The following is a 26,927-nucleotide window of genomic DNA, read 5'->3' as shown; positions in this document are numbered from 1 at the left end:
GCCTCGTTCAGCGGGCGCCCTCCAGCGCCCGCGCCAGGAGTTCGGCCCGCGCCTCGGCATCCGTCGGGCAGCCCAACTCCAGCCAGACTTTCCGCGCGGTGGCCAGCCCACGCCCGATCCCGGGACCCGGCGCCACGCCGGCCGCGACCAGATCCGCCCCCGCCAGGGGAAAGGCCGGCGACGCCCCCTCCCCCTTGAGGGTTTCAAAGGCGCTGATCGCCGTCTCCGTTACGGCAGGCCTCGGCTCTCCCGCCAGGATCGCCAGCACGTCTGCCAGCCGCGACAGGCCGTGCCCGGCCGCAAGCGCCCGCGCCGCGACCCCATCCAGCACCGCACGTCCGTGGAGATCGGCCAGCGCTTCCGCGTAGCCGATGAGCTGTCCGTGCTCGCTCTTCGAGAGACGCAGCCGCTCGCGCAGCTGATCCGCGTCGTGCCGAGCCCCGACCGAGAGGGCCGCGAGGCGCATCACCGGAGACAATCCCGCAGCGGCGGCGCGCTCCAGCCGCCCGAGTTCACCGACGCCGCCGGTGATCCGCTGCAGCAGGCCGGTCGCACTCAGCGTCGCCACCATGGCCGGAACGCCGGAGGCCGCCAGCAGCTTCAGGAACTCCGCCCGCACGCGCTCGCGGGAGAGCCGGTCCAGACTGTCCCGCGCGGCCACACAGGCGGCGAGCGCCGCCGCATCGGGCGCCCCGGCGCCGAAACGCGCCTGAAAGCGGAAGAAGCGCAGGATCCGCAGGGCGTCCTCGCGAATGCGGGTCGCCGGATCGCCGATGAAGCGCACCCGCCCGGCTTCGAGATCGGGCAGGCCGCCCACCGGATCGTGCGGCGTTCCGTCCGCACCGAGCGAGAGCGCGTTGATCGTGAAGTCCCGGCGCTCGGCATCGCGGAGGAAGTCCGTGCCGAAGCGGACGACGGCGTACCGTCCGTCGGTCTCGACGTCCTCGCGCAGGGTTGTGACCTCGATGGGCCCATCTTCGGTCACCAGGGTGATCGTCCCGTGCTCGATCCCGGTCGGCACCGCCTTGAGGCCGCGCGTCCGCTGCGCCGCATGCATCACCGCCTCGGGCCGCAGGGTGGTCGCCATATCGATGTCGGCGGTCTGCACGCCGAGCAGCGCGTCGCGCACGCAGCCGCCGACCAGGCGGGTCTCGGCACCGGGGGCATCCAGGGCCGCGAGCACGCGGCGCACGCCCGGGCGGTCGAGCAAGGCCATGAGACCGGCTTGGTCGAGCGCGCGGTTCACCGGAATCCACCGGGTACGAGGCGGCCGTTCTCCATGTGGGTGGGCACGTAGCCCGCCGGGCGACGCTCGGAGAACAGCCCCTCGTAGACGAGCGTGCCGATCACCACCGCCAGCCCGGCCAGGACGAGGCGGAACAGGTGCGGGTCCCAGTGCACCCGGCGCAGAGGGTTGCGGCCGGACAGCAGCAGGTAGACCAGGAAGAGGGCGAAGGGGACGAGGAAGAGGCCAAACTCTTCGAGGACGCGGCGCAGCATGCCTGGCAGCCTATCGCGCCGGGCGACCGACGTCGCCCGACTCCGTTTCCGGATAGAGCCGTTCCCGGAGATTGTTCAGGATCCCGGCAGTGACACCCCAGATCAGCCGCTCGCCGTAGGTCAAGGCGTAGAACCAGCGCTCGCGGCCCTGCCAGGCGCGGGAGCGCAGGCGATAGCGTTCCGGATCCATAAGAATCGGGAATGGCACCTCGAAGACATCGGCCACTTCGGCAGGGTTCGGCGTCAGGGTTACCTCGGAATCGACCAAGCCGATCACCGGGGTCACGAGGAATCCGGTGCCCGAGAGGTACGGGTCGAGATAGCCGAGCAGCCGCACGGCCGCGGGCAGCAGCCCGATCTCCTCGAAGGCCTCCCGCAGGGCCGCATCCGCGGGGCCGGGATCGGTGGGATCGATCTTGCCCCCCGGCAGCGCGACCTGTCCGGAATGGTCGCGCAGGTTGGCCGCCCGCATGGTGAGGATGAGGCTCGGACCGTCCGCGCGGCGCACGACCGGGACGAGGACTGCGGCCCGGCGATGGGGTGGCGGCGGCATCACGGCCGTGCCATCCGGATCGAGGCTGTGGTCGCCGCGGGGATTGGAGGTCGGATCGTCCGGTCCCGGCGGATCCGGCGACAGGCCGGCCGCAGCGCGGGCGAGAAACTCGGCGAGCGGGTCGCTCACGCGGCGGCGACCGGTGCGATGGTGTGGAAGGTGCCGCCAGCCCACAGGCCGAGCCAGGGCCTCCCGTCGACGAGGCGTTCCTCGGCGAGATCCACAAGGTCGTAGGTGAGCGCCCGGGTCGCGAGCGCCCACAGCCCGCGGCGGACATGGAGGTAGGGCTTCAGGGCACCGTCCGGCCCCTCCTCGAAGCGCAGGGCGTGCTCCGCGTCGACGCTCACCAGATCGTCGACATTGGTACGGAAGGAGAGGCGCCGGTCCGCTCCCGTGCCGTCGACGGCCATCTCGACGGCCACGAAGGCCGCATCCTCGACGGTGATCCCGACGCTTTCCACCGGCGTGACCAGGACAGTCCGGCCATCCGGCTCGCGCCGCAGGATGCTGGCGAACAGCTTGACCAGCTTGTCCCGCCGGATCGGCGAACCGTTGTGGTGCCACGTTCCATCGGCGGCGATGCGGATGTCGATGGCGCCGCAAAAGGGCGGGTCCCAGCGTTCCACGGGCGGCAGGCCGCGCTTGGGAAGGTCCCCGAGGGCCGCGCTGAGGCGGCTCAAGGTCGGGTCGGGGGCGGGATCCACGCTCATACCCATGACAGATAGCGTGCCGGTGCGCCGTCAGCCATGGCCGGCCGAAGGATCCCGCCGGATCCGGTCCCGATCGCAGGGCCGCGTTGTCCGGCCCGACGCACGCATGCGCGAAGGCCGGCTCACCGATCCGCGCCCTCGTCCTGAGGCCCCGGCGGGGATGCCTCGACGGAGGGCTTCTGGGATCACACGCGGGCTGTTCGTTCGAGGCCCACTGCCGCGGGCACCCCAGCGAGAGGGCGTGAGTGGTGGGTCGCCTGCCGCCGCGGAGCGCTGCGGGGCGCACCCGAATCCTCAGGCCGGCCCTGCACCCTGCGTGTTCACCGTCAGCGCATAGAGCGACTGGCTGGCCGCCATGAACAGGCGGTTGCGCTTCGGGCCGCAGAAGGTGAGGTTCCCGCACACCTCCGGCAGGCGGATCCGTCCGATGAGCTTGCCCTTCGGCGACCAGACGGTGACGCCGTTGTAGCCTACGGCCCGGCCGGCATTGCTCGAGATCCAGAGATTGCCATCGACATCGGCCCGCAGGCCGTCGGGGCCGCATTTCACGCCGTCCACGATGCAATCCGAGAACAGGCGCTTGTTCGAGAGTAAGGCCCCGCCTCCGACATCGAAGGCGTAGATCTCGCCCTTGCCGCCGGGCCCCGTATCCCCCGGTCCCTTCCCCGTGGAGCAGACGTAGAGCGTCCGGTGATCGGGCGAGAAGCACAAGCCGTTCGGATCGGGCACCTCATCGTCGGTGAGCACCCGGTCGATCCGCCCCGACGGGTCGATGCGGTAGACCGCGTTGGGCAGCACCCGCCGCCGGGGCGCTGTCCCGGCCGGCTGGCCGAGCCGCGGGTCGAGATGGCCCTGCGGATTGCTCGGGCCGCCCGCCGCGTCCGGCAGCCCCTCGTAGAGCAGCGCGCCGTAGGGCGGATCGGTGAACCAGTAGGCGCCGTCCGGATGCTGGACCACATCGTTGGGCGAGTTGAGCGGCTTGCCGTCGAACGCATCGGCCAGGATCGTCGCCGCCCCGTCGAGTTCGTAGCGCACGACCCGACCGGTGGCGTGCTCGCAGCTGATCTGCCGCCCCTGATGATCGAAGCTGTTGCCGTTCGCGTTGTTGCTTGGCATCCGGAAGACTGAGACGTGCCCGTCTTCCTCCAGCCAGCGCATCTGCCGGTTGTTGGGGATATCGCTCCAGACGAGGTAGCGGCCGACGGCGTTCCAGGCCGGCCCCTCCGCCCAGAGGGCGCCGGTCCAGAGCCGGCGGATGGCGCTGTTCGGCACGATGTAGGGTTCGAAGGCCGGGTCGACCGCGACGACGTCCGGATCGGTAAAGTAGGTGGTGGGGGCCGCGCCGGGCCGGAAGTCGCGCGGCGGATTGGTCACCGTGCTGGGCGGCTCGGGTTGCGCCTCCGCTCCGTCGGGCGTTGCGGCGAAGGCCGCCAACCCCGCGAGGATCGCGCGTCGGGAGGGTCGAGCCGGACCGCGCTTCGCCTCGACGCCGGATGTGTCGGTCTGCGACGATCGCATGCGATCCTCCATTGCGCATTCGGTCGGAACGCCGCGACGCGCGGCGGCAAGCTAGGACAGATGTCCTAAGATGGTCAATCCGGGCGGCGGCGCAGGATCTTCCACACGCCGTCCGCCGAGGCCAGGAGGCGCGTGTCGTCGCGGACGTCGCCACGCATGAACACGAGGGAGCCGGTGCGCTTGACCACCTGCGGCCGGATCTCGATCCAGTCGCCGAGGCGGCCGACATCGATGAACTTCATCTCCAGCTGGATCGTCACGCAATTGGCGCCGCCCGCGGCCTGCATCGCGGTCTCGCCCAGCGCGCGGTCGGCGAAGCTCATGAGCATGCCGCCATGGACCACGCCGATCAGGTTGGCGTGCTTCTGCTCGGCCCGAAACGCGTAGGCGCCGTCGGTGCCGCGGACATGAAGCGGACCGACATGGGCGATGAAGCCCTTGTCCTCCACCAGCGCCCAGCCGGCGGCTTCGGGGTCGAAAGCGGTCGTGTCCGTGGTCATCGCGTCCGATCCGTTGGTGTCGATGCGGAGGAAGGGCGTTGCGGCCGTCAGGTTCCGCGCGGCTTGGCCCGGCGGGTCGGCGCCTCGCTGAGCGGATCCTCCGGCCAGGGATGGCGCGGATAGCGGCCGCGCATCTCGGACCGCACCGCCGCCCAGGATCCGCGCCAGAACCCGGGCAGATCGCGGGTGATCTGGATCGGCCGCTGGGCCGGCGACAGCAGGTGCAGGACGAGCGGGCGTCCACCGGCGCGGGGATGCCGGTCGAGGCCGAAGAGCTCCTGGACCCGGACGGCCAGGGCCGGTTCCTCGGCCGTGTAATCCACCGGGATGCGCGAGCCGGTCGGGACCTCCACGTGGGTCGGCGCCTCCGCGTCCAGCCGGGCGCGCAGCGCCCAGGGCACCAGGTTCTGGAGGGCGCCGGCGAGATCGTCCGCGGTGACCGACGCGAGGGCGGCGCGCCCCACGAGGGACGGCGCCAGCCACGTCTCCGCGGTTCCGGCCAGCGCCGCGTCCGACAGGTCCGGCCAGGTGTCGCCCTCGGCGGCGTGGAGGAAAATCACCCGGGCGCGCCATTGCGCCAGGGCCGGCGTCCACGGCAGTCGCTCGATCCCGAGATCGGCGATGCCCCGCGCCAGGATCTCGGCGCTTTCCGGATCGGACGGCACCGGCAGCGGCCGTGACCCGAGACTGACCGCGCCGAGTCGCCGGACCGCCCGCGCCCGCAGGGCGGCGGCCTGCGGGTCGAAGGCAATCTCGGTGCGCGAGTCGATCCGGTCGACGAAGAGGCGCTCGATCGCCTCGGCCCCGATCGCCGCCGCGGCCAGGATCCGGGCGCTCGCGGCCGATCCCGCCAGATCGGCGATCACCAGATAGGTTTCGCGGGCGAGCGGGCTCGCCGGGTCGAGGCGACCGGCCCGTCCGCTCGCCATCACGAACTCGCCGTCGCGGCCGCGCGCCCGGGCCACCCGGTCGGGATAGGCGAGCGCCAGGAGCGGGCCGGCGGCGACCGGGCCGGCATCCGGGAGCGTGGAATTTCCTGCCCCGGCGATCCGGGCCCAGCCGTCGGCGAGCCGGCGCATGTCGGCGGCGCGTCCGCCGCGGTCGCGGCGGAACCGCTCGACCCGCTCGTCGAGGTCGAGACTGTCCCCCCCGAGGCCGCGCTCCACCAGCACGGCGGCGAGGTCGGCGGCGGCCCGTGCGTGGCCGTTTCCGGCCGCGACCGTCACCATACGGGCGAGCCGCGGCGGCAGCGGCAGGGCTCGCAGGCGCGCGCCGACCGGCGTCAGGCGCCCATCGGCATCGAGCGCCCCCAGTTCGGTCAGCAGGGCGCGGGCCTCCGTCAGGGCCGGCGCGGGGGGCGGGTCGAGGAAGGCGAGCGTGCCCGGATCGGTCACGCCCCAGGCGGCGCAGTCGAGGAGCAGCCCGGCGAGGTCGGCGGACAGGATCTCCGGCCGCGTGAACGGTTCGAGGGCGTTGGTGCCGGCCTCGGACCAGAGGCGCCAGCACAGGCCCGGCTCGGTGCGGCCGGCGCGGCCGCGGCGTTGGTCCACCGAGGCGCGGGAGGCACGGGCCGTGACCAGACGGGTCAGGCCCAGGCCCGGCTCGTAGACCGGAACCCGAGCCAGTCCCGAATCGACCACGATCCGGACGCCCTCGATGGTCAGCGAGGTCTCGGCGATACTGGTCGCGAGAACGACCTTCCGGGTTCCGGCGGCCGCCGGGGCGACGGCGCGGTCCTGCTCGGCGGGTGTCAGCGCCCCGTAGAGGGGCGCGAGCTGCACGTCCGGTCCGACCTTCTCGGCCAGCAGGTCGACGGTCCGGCGGATCTCCGCCTGTCCGGGCAGGAACACCAGGATCGAACCGGGATCCGCCCGCAGGGCCCTCAGCGTCACCTCGGCGATCGAATCCTCGATCCGCCGGTTCGGATCGCGCTCCGCGTATCGGGTCTCCACCGGAAAGGCGCGGCCCTCGGAGGCGACCACGGGCGCGTCGTCCAGCAGCCGCGCGACCCGGGCGCCGTCGAGGGTCGCCGACATGACGAGGATCCGCAGATCCTCCCGAAGGCCGGCCTGCGCGTCGAGCGCCAGCGCGAGGCCCAGGTCGGCGTCCAGGGAGCGCTCGTGGAACTCGTCGAACAGGACCGCGCCGATCCCGCAGAGTTCCGGATCGTCCAGGATCATGCGGGTGAAGACGCCCTCGGTGACGACCTCGATCCGCGTCCGCGCCGAGATCTTCGAGCCGAGGCGGACCCGAAGGCCGACGGTCCCGCCGACCGGCTCGCCGAGCGTCTGCGCCATGCGGGCGGCCGCTGCCCGGGCGGCGAGGCGGCGCGGCTCGAGCAGGATGATCCTGCGCCCGTCGAGCCAGGGCGCCCCCAGCAGGTCCAGGGGCACGCGGGTCGTCTTGCCGGCTCCGGGAGGGGCTACCAGGACGGCGGCATTCCGCGCGGCGAGCGCGCGACGCAGATCGGGGAGCGCCGCCTCGATCGGCAGCATGGATGCGGAGCCGGCCATCGCGGCCGCTGATGGCGCGGCGCGGCGTCGAGCGCAACCGGCTTGGCGGGCCCGTGACGCCGCGCGGGTTTCGACACGGTCTTCGCCGTGCGGACCCTGGCATATGGACGGCGCTGCCGCGATCGTGCGGCCTGACGGCACAACACCCAGAATGAGAGAACCGATGAACCCCTTCCGCCGCGCGCTGACGCTCGCCGCCCTCTCCCTGGCCCTGCCGCTGGCGACGGCCGCCGCGCAGGCGCAGGACCGGCTGCCGACCATCCCGCCGAAGGACTACAGCCCCGAGCAGAAGCAGGCGGCCGAGGCCTTCGCGCAGGCCCGGGGCAAGCCGCCCTTCGGGCCGTTCGAACCGCTCATGTATTCCCCGGAGGTGATGACGCTGGCCCGGTCGATGGGCGACTACTTGCGCTTCAAGCCGAAGATCGGCACCACGCTCTCGGAACTGGTGATCCTGATGACCGCCCGCCGCTGGACGCAGGATTACGAATGGTACGTCCACGCGCCGATCGCCGAGAAGGCCGGTATCGCCCCCGAGATCATCGCGGCGATCCGCGACGGCCGCCGGCCTGCGAAGATGAGCGACGACGAGACCATCGTCTACGACTTCACCGCGGAACTGCAGGACACCAAGCGCGTCTCCGACGCGACCTTCGCGCGGGCCGAGGCCCGGTTCGGCAAGCCCGGTGTCGTCGATCTGGCGGCGATCTCGGGCTACTACACGTTCCTGGCCATGGAGCTGAATGCGGCGCGCTATGCGATTCCCGCGGACGGCAAGCCCCTGCCGCGCCTGCCCGAGTGAGCCGGCTTATCCACAGCCGTCAGCTGGGAAATCGGTGTTTTCCACAGGGTTCGGAGGGCGTTGCGCGAACCGCCGGGGCGACGTTGACGGAACGTTAACCCGTATGGCTTGTTCTCTTTTCGTTCCCGGACGCAACGAAGGAGAACCCGATGCTGACCCAGGTCCTGGCCCAGCGCGATGATCACGTGTGCCCCGTCGAGGCGATCAGCACCGCGTATCTCGGCTTTGCCGGCGGCGATGCCGGCATCGCCCTGCGGTGCGCGATCGCCGACGCTCTGTCCGACCTGATGGAGGCCGAGCGGCGCACCCGTGAGCGCAGCCGCCTGATCTCCCGCGGGTACATCCGGACCGCCCCGGATCCGGAGGGCGCGCCGACAAGCTGAACAGTTGCTGCAGGGCGGCTTCAGCTTCGGTGCAGCGCGGGTTTGGCACTGTCTCTCTCGTGATCCGGGACGCCGCAGGCGGTCCCCGGTTTTCTGGAGACAGGTCATGACACGCATCGCTCTGCTCTCGGCCGCCGCGCTGATCGGCGCGGGCTCCCTGGCCTCCACGACCGCCGAAGCCCGCGGCGGCGGCGCCATCGCGGCGGGCATCATCGGCGGCCTCGCGGCCGGCGCGCTGATCGGCGCCGCAACCCAGGCCCATGCGGCGCCTGGTTACGGCTATGGCTATGCCGATTACGGCTACGCCCCCGCCCCGGTGGCGGTACGGCCGGCCCCGGTCTACCGCGTCTACGAGGAGGATGCGCCGGTCTACGCCACACGCCGGACCGTGACGTACGAGCGGGTTCCTGTCGGCTACGGCCCCGCCCGCCACTGGCACGGTGACTGGGATGGCGGCTACGGTTATCGCGGCTGGTGAGTTTTAGTGAGCCCAGGGGCGCTCCGGGTGCCGTGACGGCGCCCGGGCGCGTGGCTTAAGACGGCGGCGGCATCGGGCCGATTCGGCCTCCGACACTCAACCGACGCTTCCATGCTGATCCACGAAGGCGAGACGCGCAGCCCGGCGGCCGACAGGGCGCTCGCCCTGTCGCTCGCGGGGGTGGCCGGCGCGCTGAACACCGCCGGGTTCTACGCCGTCGGCCTCTACGCCTCGAACATGACCGGGAACGTCTCGGCGATCTCCGACCGCACAGGCACGGGCGATCTCGTCCTCGCCGCGCAGGCCTGCCTGCTCGTGGTCCTGTTCGTGCTCGGGGCAACGACCTCGACGTTGATGATCCGGCGCCGCCGCCGGAAGGCCGGTCCCGGCGCATATGCCTACAGCGTCTGCGCGGAGGCGCTCCTCCTCGTCGCCGTGGGCCTGCTCGTCCTGCCGCTTGCCGAGCCGGTTCGGAGCCACACCCTGGTCCTCGGCCTGAGCTTCATCCTGGGCTTGCAGAATGCGGCGGTGACCAAGATCTCCGAGGCGCGGGTGCGGACCACGCACGTGACCGGCATGATCACCGATATCGGGATCGAGCTCGCGCGTTGGCTGGACCGCGACGCATCCGCGTCCGATCGGCTGAAGCCGCATGATCCGGCGCGGCTGCGGCTGTATCTGCTGACCGTCGGCGCCTTCCTGGGCGGCGGCTTGGTGGGTGTGGTCGCGTATCGGCTCGTCGGCGTGGCGCTGCTGTTCGCGGCGGCCGCGATCCTGGCCTGCCTCGCCCTGCCCGCCCTCAGGCGCTGATATCGAGAAGCTGGCCCATCATGCGGTCGGCGGTGCGCGCCACCGCGGCATTGAGCGCGAAGGCCGATTTGGACCCGACCAGATCCGCGGCGGCACTCGTGAGATCCACCTGGGCGGCGGGCGGCAGAGCCGTGTCGCCGACCGGGGCACCGCTCGCCGCGATGGTCTCGGCCGCCGTCCCGAGCCGGTCGGTGGCCCGGGTCATGCCGGTCGTGGCGGTCTGAAGGGCGTCGATCATGTCGGAATCTCCCCGCGGGCGATCCTGGCAGGGAGACGACAAGAGCCGGTTTCGGTGATCGCTCAAATGCGACCGATCCCGGCCGACCCGCGCCGCAGGCGTCTCAACCCCGCGGCGCACACACGGTGACCGGGGAGGCCCCGCCATAGGGCCGCTCCGCTTCGGCGATCTGCTTCGCGGCGGCCTCGCAGGCCTGCTTGCTGTTGAACTCGACCGATCCGATCGCGGAGCCCGAGCCGGCCAGCATGATGATGAGCACGTAGACCACGCCATTCTCCTCCGGCGCCCCGGTCCGACGGGCGGTGCGCGGGCTGGGTTTCACGGGGCTGCGAACCGGTTGCGACCGCACGGACGGGCGCGTCGCGATGGCGGGGTGGTGCGGACGGCGGGACTCGAACCCGCACGGCCTTGCGGCCGCAAGATTTTAAGTCTCGTGCGTCTACCGGTTCCGCCACGTCCGCATGCGCCCTCGGTAGCGGGGGCGGCGGGCCCGATCAAGCGGGGGGCGTCCAGCCGTAGAGCCAGGCGTAGCGGTCGCGCATGCCGTCCGGGCCGAGCCGGGCGATCACGGCGTTGCGCACGAGCGCCACCACGCCGCCGGCATGATAGGTGCGGCCGTTGCTCCGTGCCGCCTTCTGGACGCGTCGCACCCGGCCGGTCCGCGCGCCCGAGAATGCGGCGAGCGCCGCCGGCACATCCGCATGGTCCGCGAGGGCACGCGTCAGGACTGCGGAATCCTCGATCGCCAGGGCCGCCCCCTGCGCGAGGTAGGGTAGGACCGGATGGGCGGCGTCGCCGATCAGCGCGACCCGGTCGCGAGCGAGCGGACGCGCCACGGCCCGGTCGGCGAGCGACCAGACCAGCCAGGAATCCGGAAGGCTCAGAAGGTCGCGCAGCGGCCCGGCACAGCCGCGCAGATGCCCGCGCAGGACGGCCGGCTCCCCGAGGCGGCCCCAGCCCTCGTCGCTCACCGCCTCGGGAACGACCGCCACGACGTTGAGGAACTGGCCGTCCCGCACCGGGTAATGCACCACGTGCCGGCCGCGGCCGAGCCAGAGCCCGGTCGCGGCGCCGCGCAACTCCTCCGGTACCGCCTCCATGGGGATCAGCGCCCGCCACGCTGCGGCTTGGCCCGGGCGAAGCGGCGCCGAATCGAGATTGGCGCGCAGGCGCGACCGAATCCCGTCCGCACCGATCGCGAGGTCGAAGGCGACATCCTGGGCACCGCTCGCGCCCTCGACGGTGAGGGCGGCCTCGGACGGTGTCTGGGCGACGGCCGTCACGGTGCGGCCCATCATCAGTCGGATCGCCGAACGACTGCGCAGCGCGTCGAGGAGCAGGGTCTGCAGGTCTGCGCGGTGGATGACGTAGTAGGGCGCGCCGAAGCGCGCCTGCGCCTGCGCGCCGAGCGCCACGCTGCCGATGCGGCGGCCGCTGTCGAGGGCCCGGATCTCCACCGACGGCGGCTCGCTCGCCGCCCGGCGCAGGGCGGCCGAGAGACCGAGGCCGGCCAGAACCCGGCTCGCATTGGGCGAGATCTGAATCCCGGCCCCGACCTCGCTAAAGCCGGTCCGGCGCTCGATCACCGTCACGGCATGGCCGGCATCCGACAACGCCAAAGCCGCCGTCAGCCCGCCGATCCCGGCACCGACGATCCCGATCCGCAGAGATGGCCTGTCAGAGGGCACGGGGGGCGGCGCCTACTCCGCCGCGAGCTTGGCGTCGTCCCGCCACACGCAGGCCTGCGGCTCCGCCTCGTCGGCCTTCAGGCCGGCCCGGTAGCGATAGAGCGTCGAGCAGTACTGGCAGATGATCTCGTTGTCGGCGCCCATGTCGAGGAACACGTGCGGGTGGTCGAACGGCGGCAGCGCGCCGATGCACATGAACTCCTTCACGCCCACGGTGATCACCGGCACGCCCGGCTCGTTGTGGAAGTGCGGTACCGCCTTGCCTGCCATCCGGCCCTCGCCTGCCCCGTGACCGATCGCGCGGCGAATCTGCCCGCGCGCGCCCGGGCGCCTCGCGGCCGCTTATGCCGCCAGCCCCGCAGCCGGCGCAAGCCTCGCTCCTCCTGCATCGGACGCGGCTTGGCCTCCAGCGCGCCGCACCGTACATAGAGCGACGCCCGATTGACGACGCCGCGAAAAAGTCCCGACCATGCAGCAGGAACAGGCCAGTGCGCAGGGTGCGCGCCGCGCCCCGGAACCGCCGATTCACGGTCCCGAGGGCTTCGAGGGCATGCGCCGGGCCGGGCGCCTCACCGCCGAGGCCCTCGACCTGCTCATGGAGGCGACGCAGCCCGGCGTCACCACCGAGGAACTCGACAAGCTCGCCTACACCTTCGCCATGGATCACGGCGCCTATCCGGCCTCGCTGCTCTATCGCGGCTATCCGAAGTCGATCTGCACCTCGATCAACCACGTGGTCTGCCACGGCATCCCCAACGACAAGCCCCTGCGCGAGGGCGATATCGTCAACCTCGACATCTGCCTGATCCTCGACGGCTGGCACGGTGATTCGAGCCGCATGGCCTATGTCGGCGAGGTGCCGCGCAAGGCCCAGCGCCTGTGCGAGATCACCTACGAGGCGCTGATGCGCGGCGTCGCGGCGGTGAAGCCCGGCGGCTCGACCAACGACATCGGCCGGGCGATCCAATCCTTTGCCGAGAGTGAGCGCTGCTCGGTGGTGCGCGACTTCTGCGGACACGGGCTCGGACGCACCTATCACGACGCGCCCACGATCCTGCACTACGTCGAGGCGAGCTACGACGTGCCGTTCAAGCCCGGCCAGTTCTTCACCATCGAGCCGATGATCAATCTCGGGCGCCCCGCCGTGAAGGTGCTGGGCGACGGCTGGACCGCCGTGACCCGCGACCGTTCGCTCTCCGCCCAGTTCGAGCACACCGTCGGCGTCACCGAGACCGGCGTCGAGATCTTCACGGTCTCGCCGAAGGGGCTGCACCAGCCCGTCAACCCGGCGGCCTGACCGGCCGTGGCGCCGGGGCCGGACGAGGGTGAGGCGGGGCTGTTCGCTGACAGTGCCGTCCCGTCGTCCGTGGAGAAGGAGCCGCCGCACTACCACGGCCACCGGGACCGCCTGCGGGAGAAGTTCGCGACGGTCGGCGGCGACGCGCTCCCCGATTACGAATTGCTGGAACTCGTCCTGTTCCGGGCGATCCCGCGGCGCGACGTGAAGCCGCTCGCCAAGGCGCTGGTCGCCCGGTTCGGCAGCTTCGCCGAGGTGGTCAGCGCCGAGCCGGCGCGGCTCCTGGAGGTGGAAGGGGTGAGCGCCGGGGTCGCCTCGGACCTCAAGGTGATCGAGGCGGCGGGCCGGCGGCTTGCCCGCGGTGCGATCCGCGAGCGCGCGCTTCTGGCATCATGGAGCGCGCTGCATGAGTACCTGCGCGCCACCATGGCGTTCGCGCCGCGCGAGGAATTCCGCATCCTGTTCCTCGACAAGCGCAACCACCTCATCGCGGACGAGGTGCAGGGGCGCGGCACCGTCGACCACACACCGGTCTATCCCCGCGAGGTCGCCCGCCGGGCGCTGGAACTGTCGGCGACCGCGATCATCCTGGCCCACAATCATCCGTCCGGCGATCCGGCCCCGTCCGCCGCCGACGTGGCGATGACCCGCGAGATCGTGACCGTCCTGGCGCCGCTGAAGATCGTGGTGCACGATCACGTGATCCTCGGCCGCAACGGTCACGCTAGCCTGAAAGGCCTGAAGCTCATCTGATCCTCCGGCCGCCTTGAGCGTTATCGCCTGCGGATATAGCCATGAATGAATGGCGCGCCTCTTGCCTCAGAAGCGGGAGCGTACGGGAGGAGTGAGATGGCGGTGACGGCCTTCGACGAGATGAACGGGATCGGCGCATCCGATCCGGCTGCCGTCCGTGACGCCTATGGCCAGCTCAAGGCCTGGCTGGAATCCACGCCACCCGAGCATTTCAACACCCGTCGCAGCCAGGCCGAGCTGCTCTTCCGACGGATCGGCATCACCTTCGCGGTCTACGGCGACAACGAGTCGACCGAGCGCCTGATCCCGTTCGATATCATTCCCCGGGTGATCACCAAGCCGGAATGGGCCTTCCTGGAGCGTGGGCTGAAGCAGCGGGTCACCGCCATCAACCTGTTCCTGAAGGATATCTACGGCGCCCAGGAGTGCATCAAGGCCGGCATCATCCCGGCCGATCTCGTCTACCGGAACGCCCATTACCGCATGGAGATGCGGTCCTTCCGGGTCCCCCACGACCTCTACGTCCACATCGCCGGCATCGACATCGTGCGGACCGGCGAGAACGACTTCTTCGTCCTGGAGGACAATGCCCGGATCCCGTCGGGCGTCTCCTACATGCTGGAGAACCGGGAGGTGATGCTGCGCCTGTTCCCGGACCTGTTCTCCAAGCACCGGGTCGCGCCGGTGGAGAACTACCCGGACTCCCTGCTCGCAACCCTGCGCAGCCTCGCGCCGGGCTCGACGACCCGGGACCCCACGGTCGTGCTGCTGACGCCCGGCCGGTACAATTCCGCGTTCTACGAACACTCGTTCCTGGCCGACAAGCTCGGCGTCGAGCTGGTGGAGGCATCCGACCTCTTCACCAAGGACGACGTGGTCTACATGCGCACCACCGAGGGGCCGCGAAAGGTCGATGTGATCTACCGCCGCCTCGACGACGATTTCCTCGACCCGCTGGTCTTCCGGCCCGATTCGGTGCTCGGCGTGCCCGGCCTGATGAACGCCTACGAGCGCGGCTCCGTCACCTTGGCGAACGCGGTCGGCACCGGCATCTCGGACGACAAGGCCGTCTACAGCTACATGCCGGAGATCGTGAAATTCTTCACCGGCGAGGAGCCGATCCTGCACAACGTGCCGACCTATCGCTGCCGCGAGAAGGACGCCTTCGCGTACGTGATGGACAACCTCTCCGAGTTGGTGGTGAAGGAAGTCAACGGTTCGGGCGGCTACGGCATGCTGGTCGGCCCGCACGCCAGCAAGCGCGAGCTGGACGACTTCGCCCGAAAGCTCAAGCACGCGCCCGACGGGTTCATCGCCCAGCCGACTCTCTCGCTCTCCACCTGCCCGACCTTCGTGGCCTCCGGCGTTGCGCCCCGTCACGTCGACCTGAGGCCTTTCGTGCTGTGCGGGGCGGACAAGATCCGGATCGTGCCGGGCGGTCTGACCCGGGTGGCGCTGAAGGAAGGGTCCCTGGTGGTCAATTCCAGCCAGGGCGGTGGCACGAAGGACACCTGGGTGCTCGACGCCTAAGGTCCGCGACGTCCGGACGTTCCGAGGCGCGGACACCGTGGTCCGCACGACTTGGCTGAAGACCGATGCTTTCCAGGACTGCCGACAATCTCTTCTGGCTCTCGCGCTACGTGGAGCGGGCCGACTTCGTCGCCCGTATCCTCGATGCGGCCCACCGTTTCGCCTCGCTGCCGACGAGCTACGGCGGCGGCGGGAGCAACGAGTGGGAATCCGCCCTCGCCTCGGCCGGCGACCCGGACGCGTTCAAGACGCACTACAGTGCGGTGAACGCCGACACGGTCTGCGATTTTCTGGCCTTCAGCCCGCACAACCCGTCCTCGATCCGCTCCTGCATCGAGGCGGCCCGCGAGAATGCCCGCTCGGTGCGCACGGCGCTCACCACCGAGATGTGGGACGCGATCAACGGCGCGTGGCTGGAGCTGCGCAACTACGCCGGCAAGGACCTCAACCGCGACGAATTCGGCCGCTTCCTCGACTGGGTGAAGACCGTCTCGCTGACCTTCGATGGCTCGGCCTTCCGGACGATGCTGCGCAACGACGCCTTCTGGTTCACACGGCTCGGCACGGCGATCGAGCGGGCCGACAACACCGCCCGCATCCTCGACGTGAAGTACCAGATCCTGCTGCCGCACGACGAGACGGTGGGCGGCAGCCTCGACTACTTCCAGTGGACCACGATCCTGCGCGAAGTCTCGGCGTTCAATGCCTATCACTGGGTGTATCGCGAGAGCGTCAAGCCGCTGCTGGTGGCCGACCTGCTGATGCTCAACAAGCAGATGCCGCGCTCCTTCGCCAACTGCTACGGCGTGATCGTCGAGTATCTGGATCTCATCGCCGACGCCTACGGGCGCCGGGGCCCGAGCCAGCGGCTCGCCGGCAACATGCTGGCGAAACTGGAAGGCGAGGATATCAACCGAGTCTTCGCCTCAGGGCTGCACGAATTCGTCGAAGCGTTCATTGCCGAGAACAACAGGGTGGGCGAGGCGATCGCCAAGCAGTATCTGGTCGGCTGAACGAGACGGACAGGACAGCGCATGCGCATCCGCGTGGTTCACGAGACCATCTACACCTACGAGCAGCCGGCCCGCGGGCTCGTGCAGGTCCTGAGGCTGACGCCCCGGGATCATGACGGCCAATACGTCCGCACGTGGCGGATCGACACCACCATCGACGGGCGGCTCACCGCCCGCGAGGACGGGTTCGGCAATGTCGTCCATTGGTTCACGCCGGACGAGCCGGCCGATGCCCTCACCATCCGCGTGACCGGCGAGGTCGATACCGATGACACGAACGGTGTCGTGCGCGGCACTGTGGAGCGCCTGCCGGATCAGTTCTTCCTGCGCGACACGGATCTGTGCGCGGCGAGCCCCGAGCTGCACGCCTTCGCGGAACGCGTCGCCGCGGAGGGCGACGGTGCGGTTCTGGCTCTCCTCCACAGGCTGATGGGCGCCGTCCGCGGCGCGGTGACCTACGAGCCCGGCCCCGCCTCCAGCGCGGTTCCAGCCGCCAAGGCCTTCGCGGCCGGGAGCGGCGTCTGCCAGGATCTCGCCCACGTCTTCCTTGCCGCCGCCCGCCACATCGGCATCCCGGCCCGCTACGTGGCCGGTTACCGGGCCCGGGACGACGGGCAGGCGGATGTCGAGGCGCCCCATGGCTGGGTCGAGGCCCTGGTGCCGGATCTCGGCTGGGTGGCGTTCGATCCGTGCTACGACGTCAGCCCCTCGGACAATTACATCCGCGTCGCAACGGGCCTGGACTATCTCGGCGCGGCCCCGATCCGCGGCAGCCGCACGGGGGGTGGCACCGAAACACTGGACGTGAAGCTCCGGGTCGAGCAAGGCAGGACCGCCGCCCAATCCTGATCGTTCAGACACCGGTCCGCCGGCCGTAGGAGAACCCGAAGACGATGACCTACTGCGTCGGTGTCCTGGTCGAGGAAGGGCTGGTGATGGTCGCCGACACCCGCACCAATGCGGGGCTCGACGATATCTCGACCTACCGAAAGCTGCACCATTTCAACGTACCGGGCGAGCGGGTGATGATGCTCGCCTCGGCCGGTAATCTCTCGATCACCCAGTCTGTTCTCAGCATGCTTCAGGAGGGCGTGCCCGGCGAGGAGGACGACGAGCCGCCGCAGAAGCTCGTCGAAGCGCCGACCATGTTCCAGGCCGCGCAGCTGATCGGCCGGGCCATCCGACGGGTGCGGGCGATCGAGAAGGACGGGTTCGAGGCGGCCAGCATCCGGTTCTCGATCTCGCTGCTGTTCGGCGGCCAGATCGGGAATGGCGAGATGCGTCTGTACCTGATCTATTCGGCCGGCAATTTCATCGAGTGCAGCACCGATGCGCCCTTCCTTCAGATCGGCGAGCACAAGTACGGCAAGCCGATCCTCGACCGGGCGGTGAGATACACGACCGAGCTGTACGACGCCCTGAAGGTCAGCCTCGTCTCGATGGATTCGACCATGCGGTCGAATCTCGGCGTGGGGCTGCCGATCGACATCGCCCTGGTTCGCCGGAACGCGCTGACGCTGGAAGTGAATCACCGGATCGAGGCTGGTGAGGGCTACTTCCACGACCTGCGCGAGCGCTGGTCGGCGGCGCTCCGGGCCGCGCATCGGGCCATCCCGCGGCCGCCTTACGGGCCGGCGGACAAATAGGGCTTGCGCGTTAGGACTTGCGCGAGGATTCGATCCGGCGCCGTGTCCGCGCGGACTTGCGGTTGATATCGCCCCGCCCGTCGTCCCGAGCGGAGCAAAGGGCCCCGGGTCCGTGCCGGTCGCGAGGCCCGTGCGCCGACCGGGTGGCGCCCCTCACACGGGGGCGCGATCGGCCGAGCTCCAGGCTTTCAGGACGGCCTGCGCGGCCTCGGCCGGCTCGCGCGCTCGCATCAGCCCACCCATGACGGCGACCGCCGCCGCCCCGGCGGCCCGGCATCCGCCGATTCGGTCCGCGTCGAGACCGCCGAGCGCCACGATCGGAAGCTCGCGATCGCAGGCCGCCGCGAGCCCCGCGAGGCCGAGCGCCGGGCCGTAGCCCGGCTTGCTGGCGGTCGCATAGATCGGGCTGAGGGTGGCGTAATCGGCACCGGCCGACGCCGCCTGGGCAACCTCGTGCGCCGCATGGGCCGACACGCCGATCAGCGCCCGCTCTCCCAGCGCCGCCCGTGCCGCCGCGATGGCCTCCGGTCCCGAGCCGCCGCCGAGATGGACGCCGTCGGCCCCGAGGGCGCGCGCCAACGCGACGTCACCGCCGACCGTCAGGACGCCTTTCGCGGCCCGCACGCGCTCTGCCACGGCCTCGCCGAGGCGCCGACGGGCGTCCGTCTCCAGATCGCGATCCCGGAACCAGATCCAGCGTCCGCCGCCATCGAGGATCGCCTGCACCGTCTCGGCGAGCGGCCGTGGATGCCCGTGCCGGTCCGTCACCGCGAGCAGCGGCGACGGCAGTGCCCTCACGAGCCGACGAGGCCGAGCTGCGGGCTCGATGGCTCGGCCCGGCCGCGGCGGGGAATGCGCCCGGCGCAATACGCGTCGCGTCCGGCCTCCACCGCCCGGCCCATGGCGCGGGCCATGCGCACGGGATCGTCGGCCTTGGCCACCGCGGTGTTGATCAGGCAGGCGGCGGCGCCGAGTTCCATGGCGATCACCGCATCCGAGGCGGTGCCGATCCCGGCATCGACCACGACCGGCACCTTCGCCCGGCGGCAGATCAGTTCGAGATTGGCCGGGTTGGCGATGCCCATCCCGGACCCGATCAGTGAGCCCATGGGCATCACGGCGGCGCAGCCGATATCCTCCAGGCGCTGGCATACGATCGGGTCGTCGTTGCAGTAGGGCAGCACCACGAAGCCGTCATCGACGAGATGGCGGCAGGCCTCGATCAGCTCCATCACGTCCGGGTAGAGCGTCTCCCGGTCACCGATCACCTCGACCTTGATCCAGTTGGTGTCGAGCGCCTCACGGGCGAGTTCGGCGGTCATGATCGCGTCGCGGGCCGTCTCGCAGCCGGCGGTATTCGGCAGGAAGCGCTTGCCCTTCAGGATCTTGACCGTGTCCGAGCCGTGGCCCTGCAGCGAGACCCTGCGGATCGAGGCGGTGACCACGTCGGCGCCGCTCGCCTGGACGGCGTCGCGCATGATCGCCTGCGTCGGATAGCCGGCGGTGCCGATGAACAGTCGCGACGATAGGCTCACGCCGGCGATGGTCAGGCTGTCATCCCCACCTTCGGGACGCAGCGGCGTATGGGTCTGATCCATGCTCAACCTCCCTGCATGGCGCGAACGATCTCGACGCGGTCGCCCTCCGCGATCCGGGTTTCCCCCCAGTCGCGGCGGCGCAGCACCCGGCCGTTCAGCGCGATGGCGACGCCCTGCGGGCTCTCGATGCCGCTCTCCGCGGCCTCGAGGCGGAACAGCGCGTCCACCGTCTCGGCCGCGCAGTCGCGCGGCTCACCGTTGACGACGAGCTTCATGCCGAGGCCCTCAGCGCGTCCGGCTGGCCGAAGCGCAGGCGGGTGAAGGGACGGGCGACCTCGGGCAGCGCGCCGTGCAACACCAGCGCGGCGATCGCCTCGGCGGTGATCGGGGCGAGCAGGTAGCCGTTGCGGTGATGCCCCGTGGCGGCGACGAGGCCCGGTGCGATGGTGTCGAGGATCGGCGCGTCGTCGTCCGAGGTCGGGCGGTAGCCGCTCCAGACGGCCTCGACTTCCATCTCCTCGATACCGGGCAGCACCCGGCGGGCGCCCTCCAGCAGCGCGTAGAGCCCGCCCGCGGTAACGCCGGGCCGGAAGCCGCAATCCTCCACGGTCGCGCCGACGATGAGCTGGCCGTCGCTCTTCGGCGCCATGTGGACCTGCTCGGTCCAGACCATCCGCGCGAGGGTGCCGGTGCGGGCGGTGGTGCGCAGCGCCAGGGACTGGCCCTTCAGCGGACGGACCGGAAGGGCGAGCGCGTCGGGGAGCAGACCGCCCTCCCCGCTCCAGGCGCCGGAAGCCAGGATGACGGTCTCCGCGGCGACGACGCGGTCGCCGGCGCGGATCCCGGTCACGCGGCCGCCCGACCAGTCGAGGGTGGTGACGGCGGTCCGCTCCACCAGGATCACGCCGGCCCGACGACAAGCCTCGGTGAGGGCCTCCATGACCAGACGGGGATCGACCTGATGGTCCAGCGGGCAGTGGATCCCGGCGGTGACGGAGGGGCGCAGGCCGGGCTCCAGGCGCCGCACCTCGCTGCCCGGCAGCCAGGTGGCGTCGAGTCCCGAGCGGCGCTGCAGGTCGTAGCGGAAGCGCAGGCGTTCGACCTCGTCGCGGCCGACCGCCAGCACCAGGGTGCCGTCCGCCCGATAGTCGATGGTTCGGCCGGACTCGGCCTCAAGGGCGTCGCGGAAGCCGGGCCAGAGCCGGAGCGAGTCCAGGGCGAGCGGCAGAAGCGGGTCCGAGCCGGGCTCGTGCTCGGCGGCCGGAGCCAGCATGCCGGTGGCCGCGAGGCTCGCGCCCGCGCCGATCGTCTCCCGCTCCAGCACGGTCACCGTGCGGCCGGCCCGCGCGAGCCGCCACGCGATCGACAGACCGATCAGCCCGCCGCCGATGACGGCGACGGCGGTCCGCGCCGGCAGGACGGCGGGCGCGACGACGCCCTCGGGATTGCGGCGGCTGCCGATCGGTGAGGCAGGTCGGTCGAAGGGCACAGGCATCTCCGCGGATTGCCGTCGCGGGGAGCGGGCCGTGCGCTTCTACCAGAAGCTGTGGCCTGCCTTTCGGGCGGCCGCGGTCCAATCCCTACGCCGGTATGAGCCGGATCAGGTTCGAAGGATTTCCGCGCCGCAGGTCCTAAGGGACGTGCCAGCGGTTTCTCAGCCCCTTGCCGGGGATCTCCCTGGAACAGACGCAGATGTGGCGTCACGGCTTGTGTCGGTCAACCCCGCGCCGCCGCCTCTGCATCATTCCCGTGACAATCCGCGGGTCGCGGTGACAGTCCAGACACCAAGCGGACCGGAATCGGCGCGCGGACAGCGGTCGCGATAGGCGGCGCGCACCATCCCTTCACGCGTCTGGGATCTGATCGCCGGGATCCCGGACCTTCTCCGGGCGCCGGCACTCCACGTCACGGGCGAATTTGCGTGCGCACAATCCTGTTGATCTGCATGCTCGGCTTTCTCGGCGTCACGGCCGTCCTGAAGGTGCGCGACGGCATGCGGGCGGCGCCGGTCGCGCTCGCCGTCGCACCGCCGCAGGAGCCGGATCTCGCAGGCCGTGCCGCCGCCGGTGTGGCCCTCCAGGCTGGCCGCAACGGCCATTTCTTCGTCAACGCTCTGCTGGACGGCCGTTCACTGCCGATGATGGTGGATACCGGGGCGAGCGCCTGCGCGTTCTCCGAGGAGGACGCCGCGCGGATCGGGATCCAGGTCGCTGCGTCCGATTTCACGCGCGTCTGGAACACCGCGAACGGGACGGTTCGCGTGGCGCCGATCCGGATCGCGATCGTGCAGATCGGATCGATCACGGTGCGAGACGTCGATGCGGTCGTGATCCCGCGCGGGCTCCTGTCCACCAGCCTGCTGGGCATGTCATTCCTCAGACGCCTGCGCGATTTCGGCGTCTCTGGCAGCACGATGACTCTGAGGGGCTGAAACGCCCGAACGCCCATGCCGATCTCTGGGGTCGCGGTGCGCCAACGGCGGCTGGCGCGGCCCGTCTCCCCGGGATCGGCTGCGGGACCAGGTCGATCACGCGTCCGATCCTGCGCGGAAAATATTCGGTGCGCAGGCCACGGGCGGCCCGATGATGGATCGTCCCCGACCGGTTTAATAATTCAATCCTTCCCGGTTGATTTATAGATCTTATGTTATTGTGTTTAGATATTTCTGAGTTTGACCCCGATAAAGCTGAAAATACGCCGATCAATCAGAATGATCATGGAGCAATCGGTCGTTTTGTCAATGCGCTGATGTGGTGCTAGGAGCCGTGATGACTGCGCGTTCAAGGCGTGAGTGCATGACGGGGCGGCTTCAAGATGAAGAATCGCGAATCCACGATCTGCTTATCGATGATCGTGAAGAACGAAGCCCACGTGATCCGTCGGTGCATCGACTCCGTTCGTCCGATCATCGATCATTGGATCATCGTTGACACTGGATCGACGGATGGAACACAGGATATTGTCCGTGCCGCGCTCGCGGACATACCGGGGGCCCTGGTCGAGCGCCCCTGGGTCGATTTTGCCTTTAATCGGAACGAGGCCCTGAAACTCGCACGGCGTCACGCGCAGTACGCTCTGATCATCGACGCGGATGATGAGCTGGTCATCCCGACCGACTTCACGATGCCGAAGTTGCGTGCGCCCGGCTATCGGTTCGAGATCATCGACGAGCAGACGCGATACTGGCGCACCCAGTTGGTCAGATGCCGGGAAAACTGGCGCTACCGGGGCGTCCTGCACGAATTTCTCAGCTGCCCCGGCGTCTCCGAGACACCGGTCCTTCCCCTCGCGATGCGCCGGGGTGATGACGGCGCCCGTCACCGCGACACCACGGCGGATGCGCGGGATATCGCCGTTCTCAAGAAGGCGTTGGAGGTCGAGACCGATCCACACATGATCGCCCGATACACGATGTACCTCGGGACAACCTATAATGCTGCTGGAGAATACAGGAAAGCTCTCGAATCCTTTCTGAAGCGAGCAGAGCTGGGCGGATGGGACGAGGAGGTCTATTACAGTCTGCTGATGGCCGCCGTGAACGCGGAGCGCCTCGATGAGCCGGAGGACAGGGTGTTGCAGCTCTACGAGCGCGCGACCTCCGTCCGCCCCGCGCGGGCGGAAGCGCGCCACGGGGCCAGTCGGTTCTGCCGGTTGAGGAAGCGCTTCGCGGACGGATATCGATACGCGGAGGCGGGCCTGGCACTCGAACTTCCGAGCGAGGGGATTTCCCTGAATCCGTGGGTCTACGAATACGGCATACTCGAAGAGTTCGCCATCAACGCGTACCATATCGGCCAGTACAGCGCGTGCGGACATGCCTGCCTGAAGATCCTCGAACGGAGGCATGTCCCGAAGGAGGTGGCCATACATGCCGGCGCCTTGGCCCGGGCGGTGATGGCGAGGATGATCGACCCGGTCTGGGGTTGCCGGCACAACCCCTACACTCTGCCGTTCGTGCCGAAGTGGTGAGTCCGAGCGGCGCACGGATCGGTTGCGGGGCAGGGTTCACGGCGGACGGGTGGGACGGCTTCCTGACGCCGAGAGCCGATCGAGGACGCGATCGGAGAGGGGCTCAGCTGGATTTGCGCGGGCGCAGGAACTTTGGCCGGAAGACCGCCATGGGCTCGTCGAACCCGTTGAGCCGGTGCTCGCCCAGCGGGATCGGATCCCCCCAGAGGAAGTCCACGAAGGGCTTGGACATCAGCAGCGGCTCGCCGAGGGTGCGATTCAGCTGCGCGATGCGGCTCGCGAGGTTCACGTCGCGGCCGATCACCGTGAAGTCGAGGCGGGAGCCGGACCCGACATTGCCGTAGGCGGCCTCGCCGTGGTGGAGCGCGATGCCCGCGGCCACCGGTACCGGGAACTGGTGCAGGGCGTTCGCTTCGTCGAGGGCCGCCAGGGCGTGCTGGGCCGCCGTGAGCGCACCCTTGGCCGCGCCGCCGAGGTCGTCACCGGACTCCCGGAAGATCGCCAGCAGACCGTCGCCAAGATACTTCAGGACCTCGCCGCCCTCCCGCTCGATCGGCGGCACGAGGCAGTCGAAGAACACGTTGAGCAGGCCGACGGCCTCCTCGGGCGTCATGTCGGCGGAGGTCCGGGTGTAGTCGCGCATATCGGCGAACAGGATCGCCGAGCGGATCCGCGTCACCTGTCCGCGGCGGATGTCGCCGGCCAGGATCGCCCGGTGCGGCTCGTCGCCGACATAGAGACGCAGGACGTGGTCGAGCTGCTTGTTGAGGACGCGCATCTCCATCACGGCCGCCAGCGCCGGCATGACGAAGCGCAGGATCGCGATGTCGTCGTCCCGGAACCCCTCAGGGGCCCGCGTGGCGAAGGTGATGCCGTTCTGGGTGCCGTTCGTGAAGAACAACGGCGCCACCACGTAGTGGGTGTAGCCGCCGGCCTTCAGGTCCGGAACGATCGCGTAGGCGTCGTCCGGCGTCTTGGACAGGTCGAGGATCAGCCAATCGCCGGTGGCGTGGACCGTATGGAACGGGCTGTTGAGATAGGCGTCCGTCGAGCGGGCGCCGTGCGGGAACAGCCGCACGGTGGTGCCGCCGTCCCGGGTCCAGATCCGGCCAACGCCGGCATATTCCGAATGCAGGGTGTCGATGGCCGTCGATGCCCGGTCCACCGGTACGCCGACGGCGATCAGACGCTCTGCGAGTCCGGTGAGCATCTCCTCGGCGTTGGGCATCCGCGCCCCCTCGCCGAGCAGCCAATCGCGGATGCCGACGGAGGGCTGGAGCGCGCCGAAGGGCACGTCGTCAGCCTCCGATCCGTCCGCGAAGGCCGTCGGGGATCCGGGCGGTGGCGGGCGGCGTTCGAGCATGGCGCCAGAGTGGATGCCGCGCAGCGCCGAAGCAACGCGGTCGACGGGAAAGCGCCGCGTAATCCGCGGCGTGGGCTCAGTTGTCCAGGAAGCTCCTGAGCTTCCGGCTGCGCGACGGGTGCTTCAGCTTGCGCAGTGCCTTGGCCTCGATCTGACGGATGCGCTCGCGGGTCACCGAGAATTGCTGGCCGACCTCCTCGAGGGTGTGATCGGTGTTCATCCCGATGCCGAAGCGCATGCGCAGCACACGCTCCTCGCGGGGCGTGAGCGAGGCGAGTACCCGGGTCGTGGTCTCGCGCAGATTCGACTGGATCGCCGCGTCGATCGGCAGGACGACGTTCTTGTCCTCGATGAAGTCGCCGAGGTGGCTGTCCTCCTCGTCGCCGATGGGCGTCTCGAGGGAGATCGGCTCCTTGGCGATCTTCAGGACCTTGCGGACCTTCTCCAGCGGCATGGCCAGCTTTTCGGCCAGCTCTTCCGGGGTCGGCTCGCGGCCGATCTCGTGCAGCATCTGGCGCGAGGTCCGGACGATCTTGTTGATCGTCTCGATCATGTGCACCGGGATGCGGATCGTGCGGGCCTGATCGGCGATCGACCGGGTGATCGCCTGCCGGATCCACCACGTGGCATAGGTCGAGAACTTGTAGCCGCGCCGGTACTCGAACTTGTCCACGGCCTTCATCAGGCCGATGTTGCCCTCTTGGATCAGGTCCAGGAACTGCAGGCCGCGGTTCGTGTACTTCTTGGCGATGGATATCACGAGGCGCAGGTTCGCCTCGATCATCTCCTTCTTGGCCTGCCGGGCTTCGCGCTCGCCCTTCTGGACCATGTTGACGATCCGGCGGTACTCGCCGATCTCCAAGCCCGTCTCGGAGGCGAGATCGAGGATCTGCGCGCGCAGCTCCGCCACCTGCTTCGAGCCGCGCTCGACCAGGTTCTTCCAGCCCTTGCCGCCCAGCGTGCCGACGCGCTCCATCCAGTTCGGATCGAGTTCGTAACCCTGATAGTGGCGCAGGAACTCGTCGCGGGCCACGCCGTGGCTCTCGGCGAAGCGCATCAGCCGGCCCTCGTGGCCGATCAGCTGCTTGTTGATCGAGTAGAGCTGACCGACCAGCGCCTCGATGCGGTTGTTGTTCAGCGACAGGGACTTCACGTCGGCGACGACGATGTCCTTCAGCTCGGCCTGCTTCTGGTTCTGGGCCGGGGTGTTCTGCTCGCCCGCCGCCTTGCGCTCGGTGCCCTCGATCTGGAACTTGCGCAGCTTGCGATAGTTCGCGGCGATCGCGTCGAAGGTCTCTAGGACCCGCGGCTTGATCTCGGCTTCCATGGCGGCCAGCGAGACGTTGTTCTCGAGGTCGTCCTCGTCGTCGCCGCCCTCCGGGGGCGCCGGCGGCTCGCCGTCCTCGGATCCTTCCTCGCCTTCGCCGAGCTGCGGCGCGTTCTTGCCGTCCGGCCCCGCGTAGGTCGCCTCGAGATCGATGATGTCGCGCAGGAGGACCTTGCCCTCCACGAGCTCGTCCCGCCAGATGATGATCGCCTGGAAGGTCAGCGGGCTCTCGCAGAGCCCCGCGATCATCGCCTCGCGCCCGGCCTCGATGCGCTTGGCGATGGCGATCTCGCCCTCGCGGGACAGGAGCTCCACCGAGCCCATCTCGCGCAGGTACATCCGCACCGGATCGTCGGTCCGGTCGGTCGGCTCCTTGGTGGTCGTGGCGACGGTGACGGCGCGCGCCGGCGCGACCTCGGCGACCTCGCCGCCTTCGGCCTCCTCTTCCTCGCCTTCGGCGGCCTTCTCGCCGGCCGCCTCGTCGGTCTCCTCGGCCTCGACGACGTTGATGCCCATCTCGGAGAGCTGCGACAGCACGTCCTCGAGCTGGTCCGGATCGGACTGGCCCTCAGGCAGAACCTCGTTGACCTCCTCGTAGGTCACGTAGCCGCGCTTCTTGGCGAGCTTCACCATCCGCTTGACCGAAGCATCCGTCAGGTCGAGGAGCGGCCCGTCGGTCTGCTGCTCGGGGGCAGCGTCCGTCTCGTCCCGTTCCGTTGCCTTCGTCGCCATGATCAGCCTATTGTTTCGCACGCGGCGCGTTGCGGAGGCCCCGATGGGGCCGCTCCACGCCGTCGGCGC

General features: G+C 69.9%; 29 protein-coding genes, 1 tRNA gene and 1 riboswitch. Of the genes, 12 read left to right on the top strand and 18 right to left on the bottom strand.

Features of this window, described 5'->3' with window-relative positions; translation table 11 throughout:
• Positions 1-7: 7 nt before the first annotated feature.
• The 7 genes from MCBMB27_RS00565 to hrpB all read right to left on the bottom strand — a co-directional run bounded on the left by MCBMB27_RS00565 (position 8) and on the right by hrpB (position 7,294).
• On the bottom strand, positions 8-1,246 hold the full coding sequence (locus MCBMB27_RS00565) for a CCA tRNA nucleotidyltransferase (RefSeq protein WP_083683299.1): 1,239 nt from the start codon (positions 1,244-1,246) through the stop codon (positions 8-10).
• Positions 1,243-1,500, bottom strand: coding sequence for a DUF6111 family protein (locus MCBMB27_RS00560; protein WP_043755696.1), 258 nt, complete (start codon positions 1,498-1,500; stop codon positions 1,243-1,245). The genes MCBMB27_RS00565 and MCBMB27_RS00560 overlap by 4 nt, the downstream gene beginning before the upstream one ends.
• Positions 1,501-1,510: 10 nt before the next feature.
• Positions 1,511-2,182: a CoA pyrophosphatase gene (locus tag MCBMB27_RS00555; protein ID WP_043351712.1), complete on the bottom strand. Its 672-nt coding sequence runs from the start codon at positions 2,180-2,182 to the stop codon at positions 1,511-1,513.
• Entirely contained in the window at positions 2,179-2,763 is a 585-nt protein-coding gene (locus MCBMB27_RS00550; RefSeq protein WP_075379628.1) for a DUF1285 domain-containing protein, read from the bottom strand. The genes MCBMB27_RS00555 and MCBMB27_RS00550 overlap by 4 nt, the downstream gene beginning before the upstream one ends.
• Positions 2,764-3,057: 294 nt before the next feature.
• Complete coding sequence (locus MCBMB27_RS00545) at positions 3,058-4,281, bottom strand: SMP-30/gluconolactonase/LRE family protein (RefSeq protein ID WP_075381838.1); 1,224 nt, start codon at positions 4,279-4,281, stop codon at positions 3,058-3,060.
• Between the two features lie 74 nt (positions 4,282-4,355).
• Positions 4,356-4,781: a PaaI family thioesterase gene (locus MCBMB27_RS00540; protein WP_075379627.1), complete on the bottom strand. Its 426-nt coding sequence runs from the start codon at positions 4,779-4,781 to the stop codon at positions 4,356-4,358.
• A 47-nt stretch (positions 4,782-4,828) separates the two neighbouring features.
• Positions 4,829-7,294, bottom strand: a complete 2,466-nt coding sequence (hrpB, locus tag MCBMB27_RS00535; protein ID WP_075379626.1) for an ATP-dependent helicase HrpB — start codon at positions 7,292-7,294, stop codon at positions 4,829-4,831.
• A 163-nt stretch (positions 7,295-7,457) separates the two neighbouring features.
• Here hrpB and MCBMB27_RS00530 point away from each other — a divergent pair, with 163 nt between their 5' ends.
• From MCBMB27_RS00530 to MCBMB27_RS00515, 4 genes are all read left to right on the top strand, one after another.
• On the top strand, positions 7,458-8,093 hold the full coding sequence (locus tag MCBMB27_RS00530) for a carboxymuconolactone decarboxylase family protein (RefSeq protein ID WP_051976090.1): 636 nt from the start codon (positions 7,458-7,460) through the stop codon (positions 8,091-8,093).
• Positions 8,094-8,242: 149 nt separating this feature from the next.
• The gene (locus MCBMB27_RS00525; RefSeq protein ID WP_043383304.1) at positions 8,243-8,476 is read left to right on the top strand and encodes a hypothetical protein; all 234 of its coding nucleotides are present in this window, start codon (positions 8,243-8,245) and stop codon (positions 8,474-8,476) included.
• 106 nt (positions 8,477-8,582) lie between these two features.
• Positions 8,583-8,954: a hypothetical protein gene (locus tag MCBMB27_RS00520; protein WP_043755691.1), complete on the top strand. Its 372-nt coding sequence runs from the start codon at positions 8,583-8,585 to the stop codon at positions 8,952-8,954.
• 111 nt (positions 8,955-9,065) lie between these two features.
• Positions 9,066-9,764: a YoaK family protein gene (locus tag MCBMB27_RS00515; protein WP_075379625.1), complete on the top strand. Its 699-nt coding sequence runs from the start codon at positions 9,066-9,068 to the stop codon at positions 9,762-9,764.
• Here the strand turns inward: MCBMB27_RS00515 and MCBMB27_RS00510 are convergent.
• The 5 genes from MCBMB27_RS00510 to MCBMB27_RS00495 all read right to left on the bottom strand — a co-directional run bounded on the left by MCBMB27_RS00510 (position 9,754) and on the right by MCBMB27_RS00495 (position 11,960).
• Positions 9,754-10,002 carry a flagellar protein gene (locus tag MCBMB27_RS00510; protein ID WP_075379624.1) on the bottom strand — a complete coding sequence of 83 codons (249 nt, stop codon included), beginning with the start codon at positions 10,000-10,002 and terminating at the stop codon, positions 9,754-9,756. The genes MCBMB27_RS00515 and MCBMB27_RS00510 overlap by 11 nt on opposite strands.
• A gap of 103 nt (positions 10,003-10,105) precedes the next feature.
• The gene (locus MCBMB27_RS29340) at positions 10,106-10,324 is read right to left on the bottom strand and encodes a hypothetical protein (protein ID WP_124263037.1); all 219 of its coding nucleotides are present in this window, start codon (positions 10,322-10,324) and stop codon (positions 10,106-10,108) included.
• 52 nt (positions 10,325-10,376) lie between these two features.
• A tRNA-Leu gene (locus MCBMB27_RS00505) sits at positions 10,377-10,463 on the bottom strand.
• 33 nt (positions 10,464-10,496) lie between these two features.
• Positions 10,497-11,690, bottom strand: a complete 1,194-nt coding sequence (locus tag MCBMB27_RS00500; RefSeq protein ID WP_075379623.1) for an FAD-dependent monooxygenase — start codon at positions 11,688-11,690, stop codon at positions 10,497-10,499.
• Between the two features lie 12 nt (positions 11,691-11,702).
• Complete coding sequence (locus MCBMB27_RS00495) at positions 11,703-11,960, bottom strand: zinc-finger domain-containing protein (RefSeq protein ID WP_043356067.1); 258 nt, start codon at positions 11,958-11,960, stop codon at positions 11,703-11,705.
• 199 nt (positions 11,961-12,159) lie between these two features.
• On the opposite strand from MCBMB27_RS00495, the gene map reads away from it, so the two are divergent.
• The 6 genes from map to MCBMB27_RS00465 all read left to right on the top strand — a co-directional run bounded on the left by map (position 12,160) and on the right by MCBMB27_RS00465 (position 17,929).
• A complete protein-coding gene (gene map / locus MCBMB27_RS00490; RefSeq protein WP_043356063.1) occupies positions 12,160-12,987 on the top strand; it encodes a type I methionyl aminopeptidase in 828 nt (275 codons plus the stop codon).
• Positions 12,988-13,026: 39 nt separating this feature from the next.
• Entirely contained in the window at positions 13,027-13,740 is a 714-nt protein-coding gene (gene radC / locus MCBMB27_RS00485) for a RadC family protein (protein WP_051045073.1), read from the top strand.
• A 96-nt stretch (positions 13,741-13,836) separates the two neighbouring features.
• Positions 13,837-15,270 (top strand): circularly permuted type 2 ATP-grasp protein, encoded by a 1,434-nt coding sequence (locus MCBMB27_RS00480; RefSeq protein WP_043383289.1) that lies wholly within the window; start codon positions 13,837-13,839, stop codon positions 15,268-15,270.
• Between the two features lie 65 nt (positions 15,271-15,335).
• Positions 15,336-16,283: an alpha-E domain-containing protein gene (locus MCBMB27_RS00475; RefSeq protein WP_043356057.1), complete on the top strand. Its 948-nt coding sequence runs from the start codon at positions 15,336-15,338 to the stop codon at positions 16,281-16,283.
• Between the two features lie 21 nt (positions 16,284-16,304).
• Positions 16,305-17,132: a transglutaminase family protein gene (locus tag MCBMB27_RS00470; RefSeq protein WP_043356055.1), complete on the top strand. Its 828-nt coding sequence runs from the start codon at positions 16,305-16,307 to the stop codon at positions 17,130-17,132.
• A gap of 44 nt (positions 17,133-17,176) precedes the next feature.
• Positions 17,177-17,929: a proteasome-type protease gene (locus tag MCBMB27_RS00465; RefSeq protein ID WP_075379622.1), complete on the top strand. Its 753-nt coding sequence runs from the start codon at positions 17,177-17,179 to the stop codon at positions 17,927-17,929.
• Between the two features lie 153 nt (positions 17,930-18,082).
• Here MCBMB27_RS00465 and MCBMB27_RS00460 read toward each other — a convergent pair whose 3' ends face one another.
• Genes MCBMB27_RS00460 through thiO form a run of 4 tightly spaced genes read right to left on the bottom strand, consistent with a single transcriptional unit; the run spans position 18,083 to position 20,962 of the window.
• The gene (locus MCBMB27_RS00460) at positions 18,083-18,727 is read right to left on the bottom strand and encodes a thiamine phosphate synthase (protein ID WP_075379621.1); all 645 of its coding nucleotides are present in this window, start codon (positions 18,725-18,727) and stop codon (positions 18,083-18,085) included.
• A complete protein-coding gene (thiG, locus tag MCBMB27_RS00455; RefSeq protein ID WP_043356050.1) occupies positions 18,724-19,527 on the bottom strand; it encodes a thiazole synthase in 804 nt (267 codons plus the stop codon). Before thiG ends, MCBMB27_RS00460 begins: the two co-directional genes overlap by 4 nt.
• A gap of 2 nt (positions 19,528-19,529) precedes the next feature.
• The gene (gene thiS, locus MCBMB27_RS00450; protein WP_043356047.1) at positions 19,530-19,742 is read right to left on the bottom strand and encodes a sulfur carrier protein ThiS; all 213 of its coding nucleotides are present in this window, start codon (positions 19,740-19,742) and stop codon (positions 19,530-19,532) included.
• Positions 19,739-20,962 carry a glycine oxidase ThiO gene (gene thiO / locus MCBMB27_RS00445; protein ID WP_075379620.1) on the bottom strand — a complete coding sequence of 408 codons (1,224 nt, stop codon included), beginning with the start codon at positions 20,960-20,962 and terminating at the stop codon, positions 19,739-19,741. Before thiO ends, thiS begins: the two co-directional genes overlap by 4 nt.
• A gap of 64 nt (positions 20,963-21,026) precedes the next feature.
• A riboswitch (TPP riboswitch) is annotated at positions 21,027-21,155 on the bottom strand.
• Between the two features lie 233 nt (positions 21,156-21,388).
• On the opposite strand from thiO, the gene MCBMB27_RS00440 reads away from it, so the two are divergent.
• Together MCBMB27_RS00440 and MCBMB27_RS00435 are read left to right on the top strand one after the other, a co-directional pair.
• The gene (locus tag MCBMB27_RS00440; RefSeq protein WP_075379619.1) at positions 21,389-21,898 is read left to right on the top strand and encodes a TIGR02281 family clan AA aspartic protease; all 510 of its coding nucleotides are present in this window, start codon (positions 21,389-21,391) and stop codon (positions 21,896-21,898) included.
• Between the two features lie 416 nt (positions 21,899-22,314).
• Complete coding sequence (locus tag MCBMB27_RS00435; protein ID WP_236952858.1) at positions 22,315-23,436, top strand: glycosyltransferase; 1,122 nt, start codon at positions 22,315-22,317, stop codon at positions 23,434-23,436.
• A gap of 103 nt (positions 23,437-23,539) precedes the next feature.
• Here MCBMB27_RS00435 and MCBMB27_RS00430 read toward each other — a convergent pair whose 3' ends face one another.
• Entirely contained in the window at positions 23,540-24,799 is a 1,260-nt protein-coding gene (locus tag MCBMB27_RS00430) for an adenylate/guanylate cyclase domain-containing protein (protein WP_075379617.1), read from the bottom strand.
• 76 nt (positions 24,800-24,875) lie between these two features.
• The gene (gene rpoD / locus MCBMB27_RS00425) at positions 24,876-26,858 is read right to left on the bottom strand and encodes an RNA polymerase sigma factor RpoD (RefSeq protein ID WP_043356038.1); all 1,983 of its coding nucleotides are present in this window, start codon (positions 26,856-26,858) and stop codon (positions 24,876-24,878) included.
• Positions 26,859-26,927: the final 69 nt, after the last annotated feature.

Origin of the sequence: Methylobacterium phyllosphaerae (assembly GCF_001936175.1) — a bacterium.
Taxonomy (GTDB): domain Bacteria; phylum Pseudomonadota; class Alphaproteobacteria; order Rhizobiales; family Beijerinckiaceae; genus Methylobacterium; species Methylobacterium fujisawaense.
Note: the sequence above shows the minus strand (reverse complement) of the source record. Positions and strands in the feature narration are given on the sequence as shown.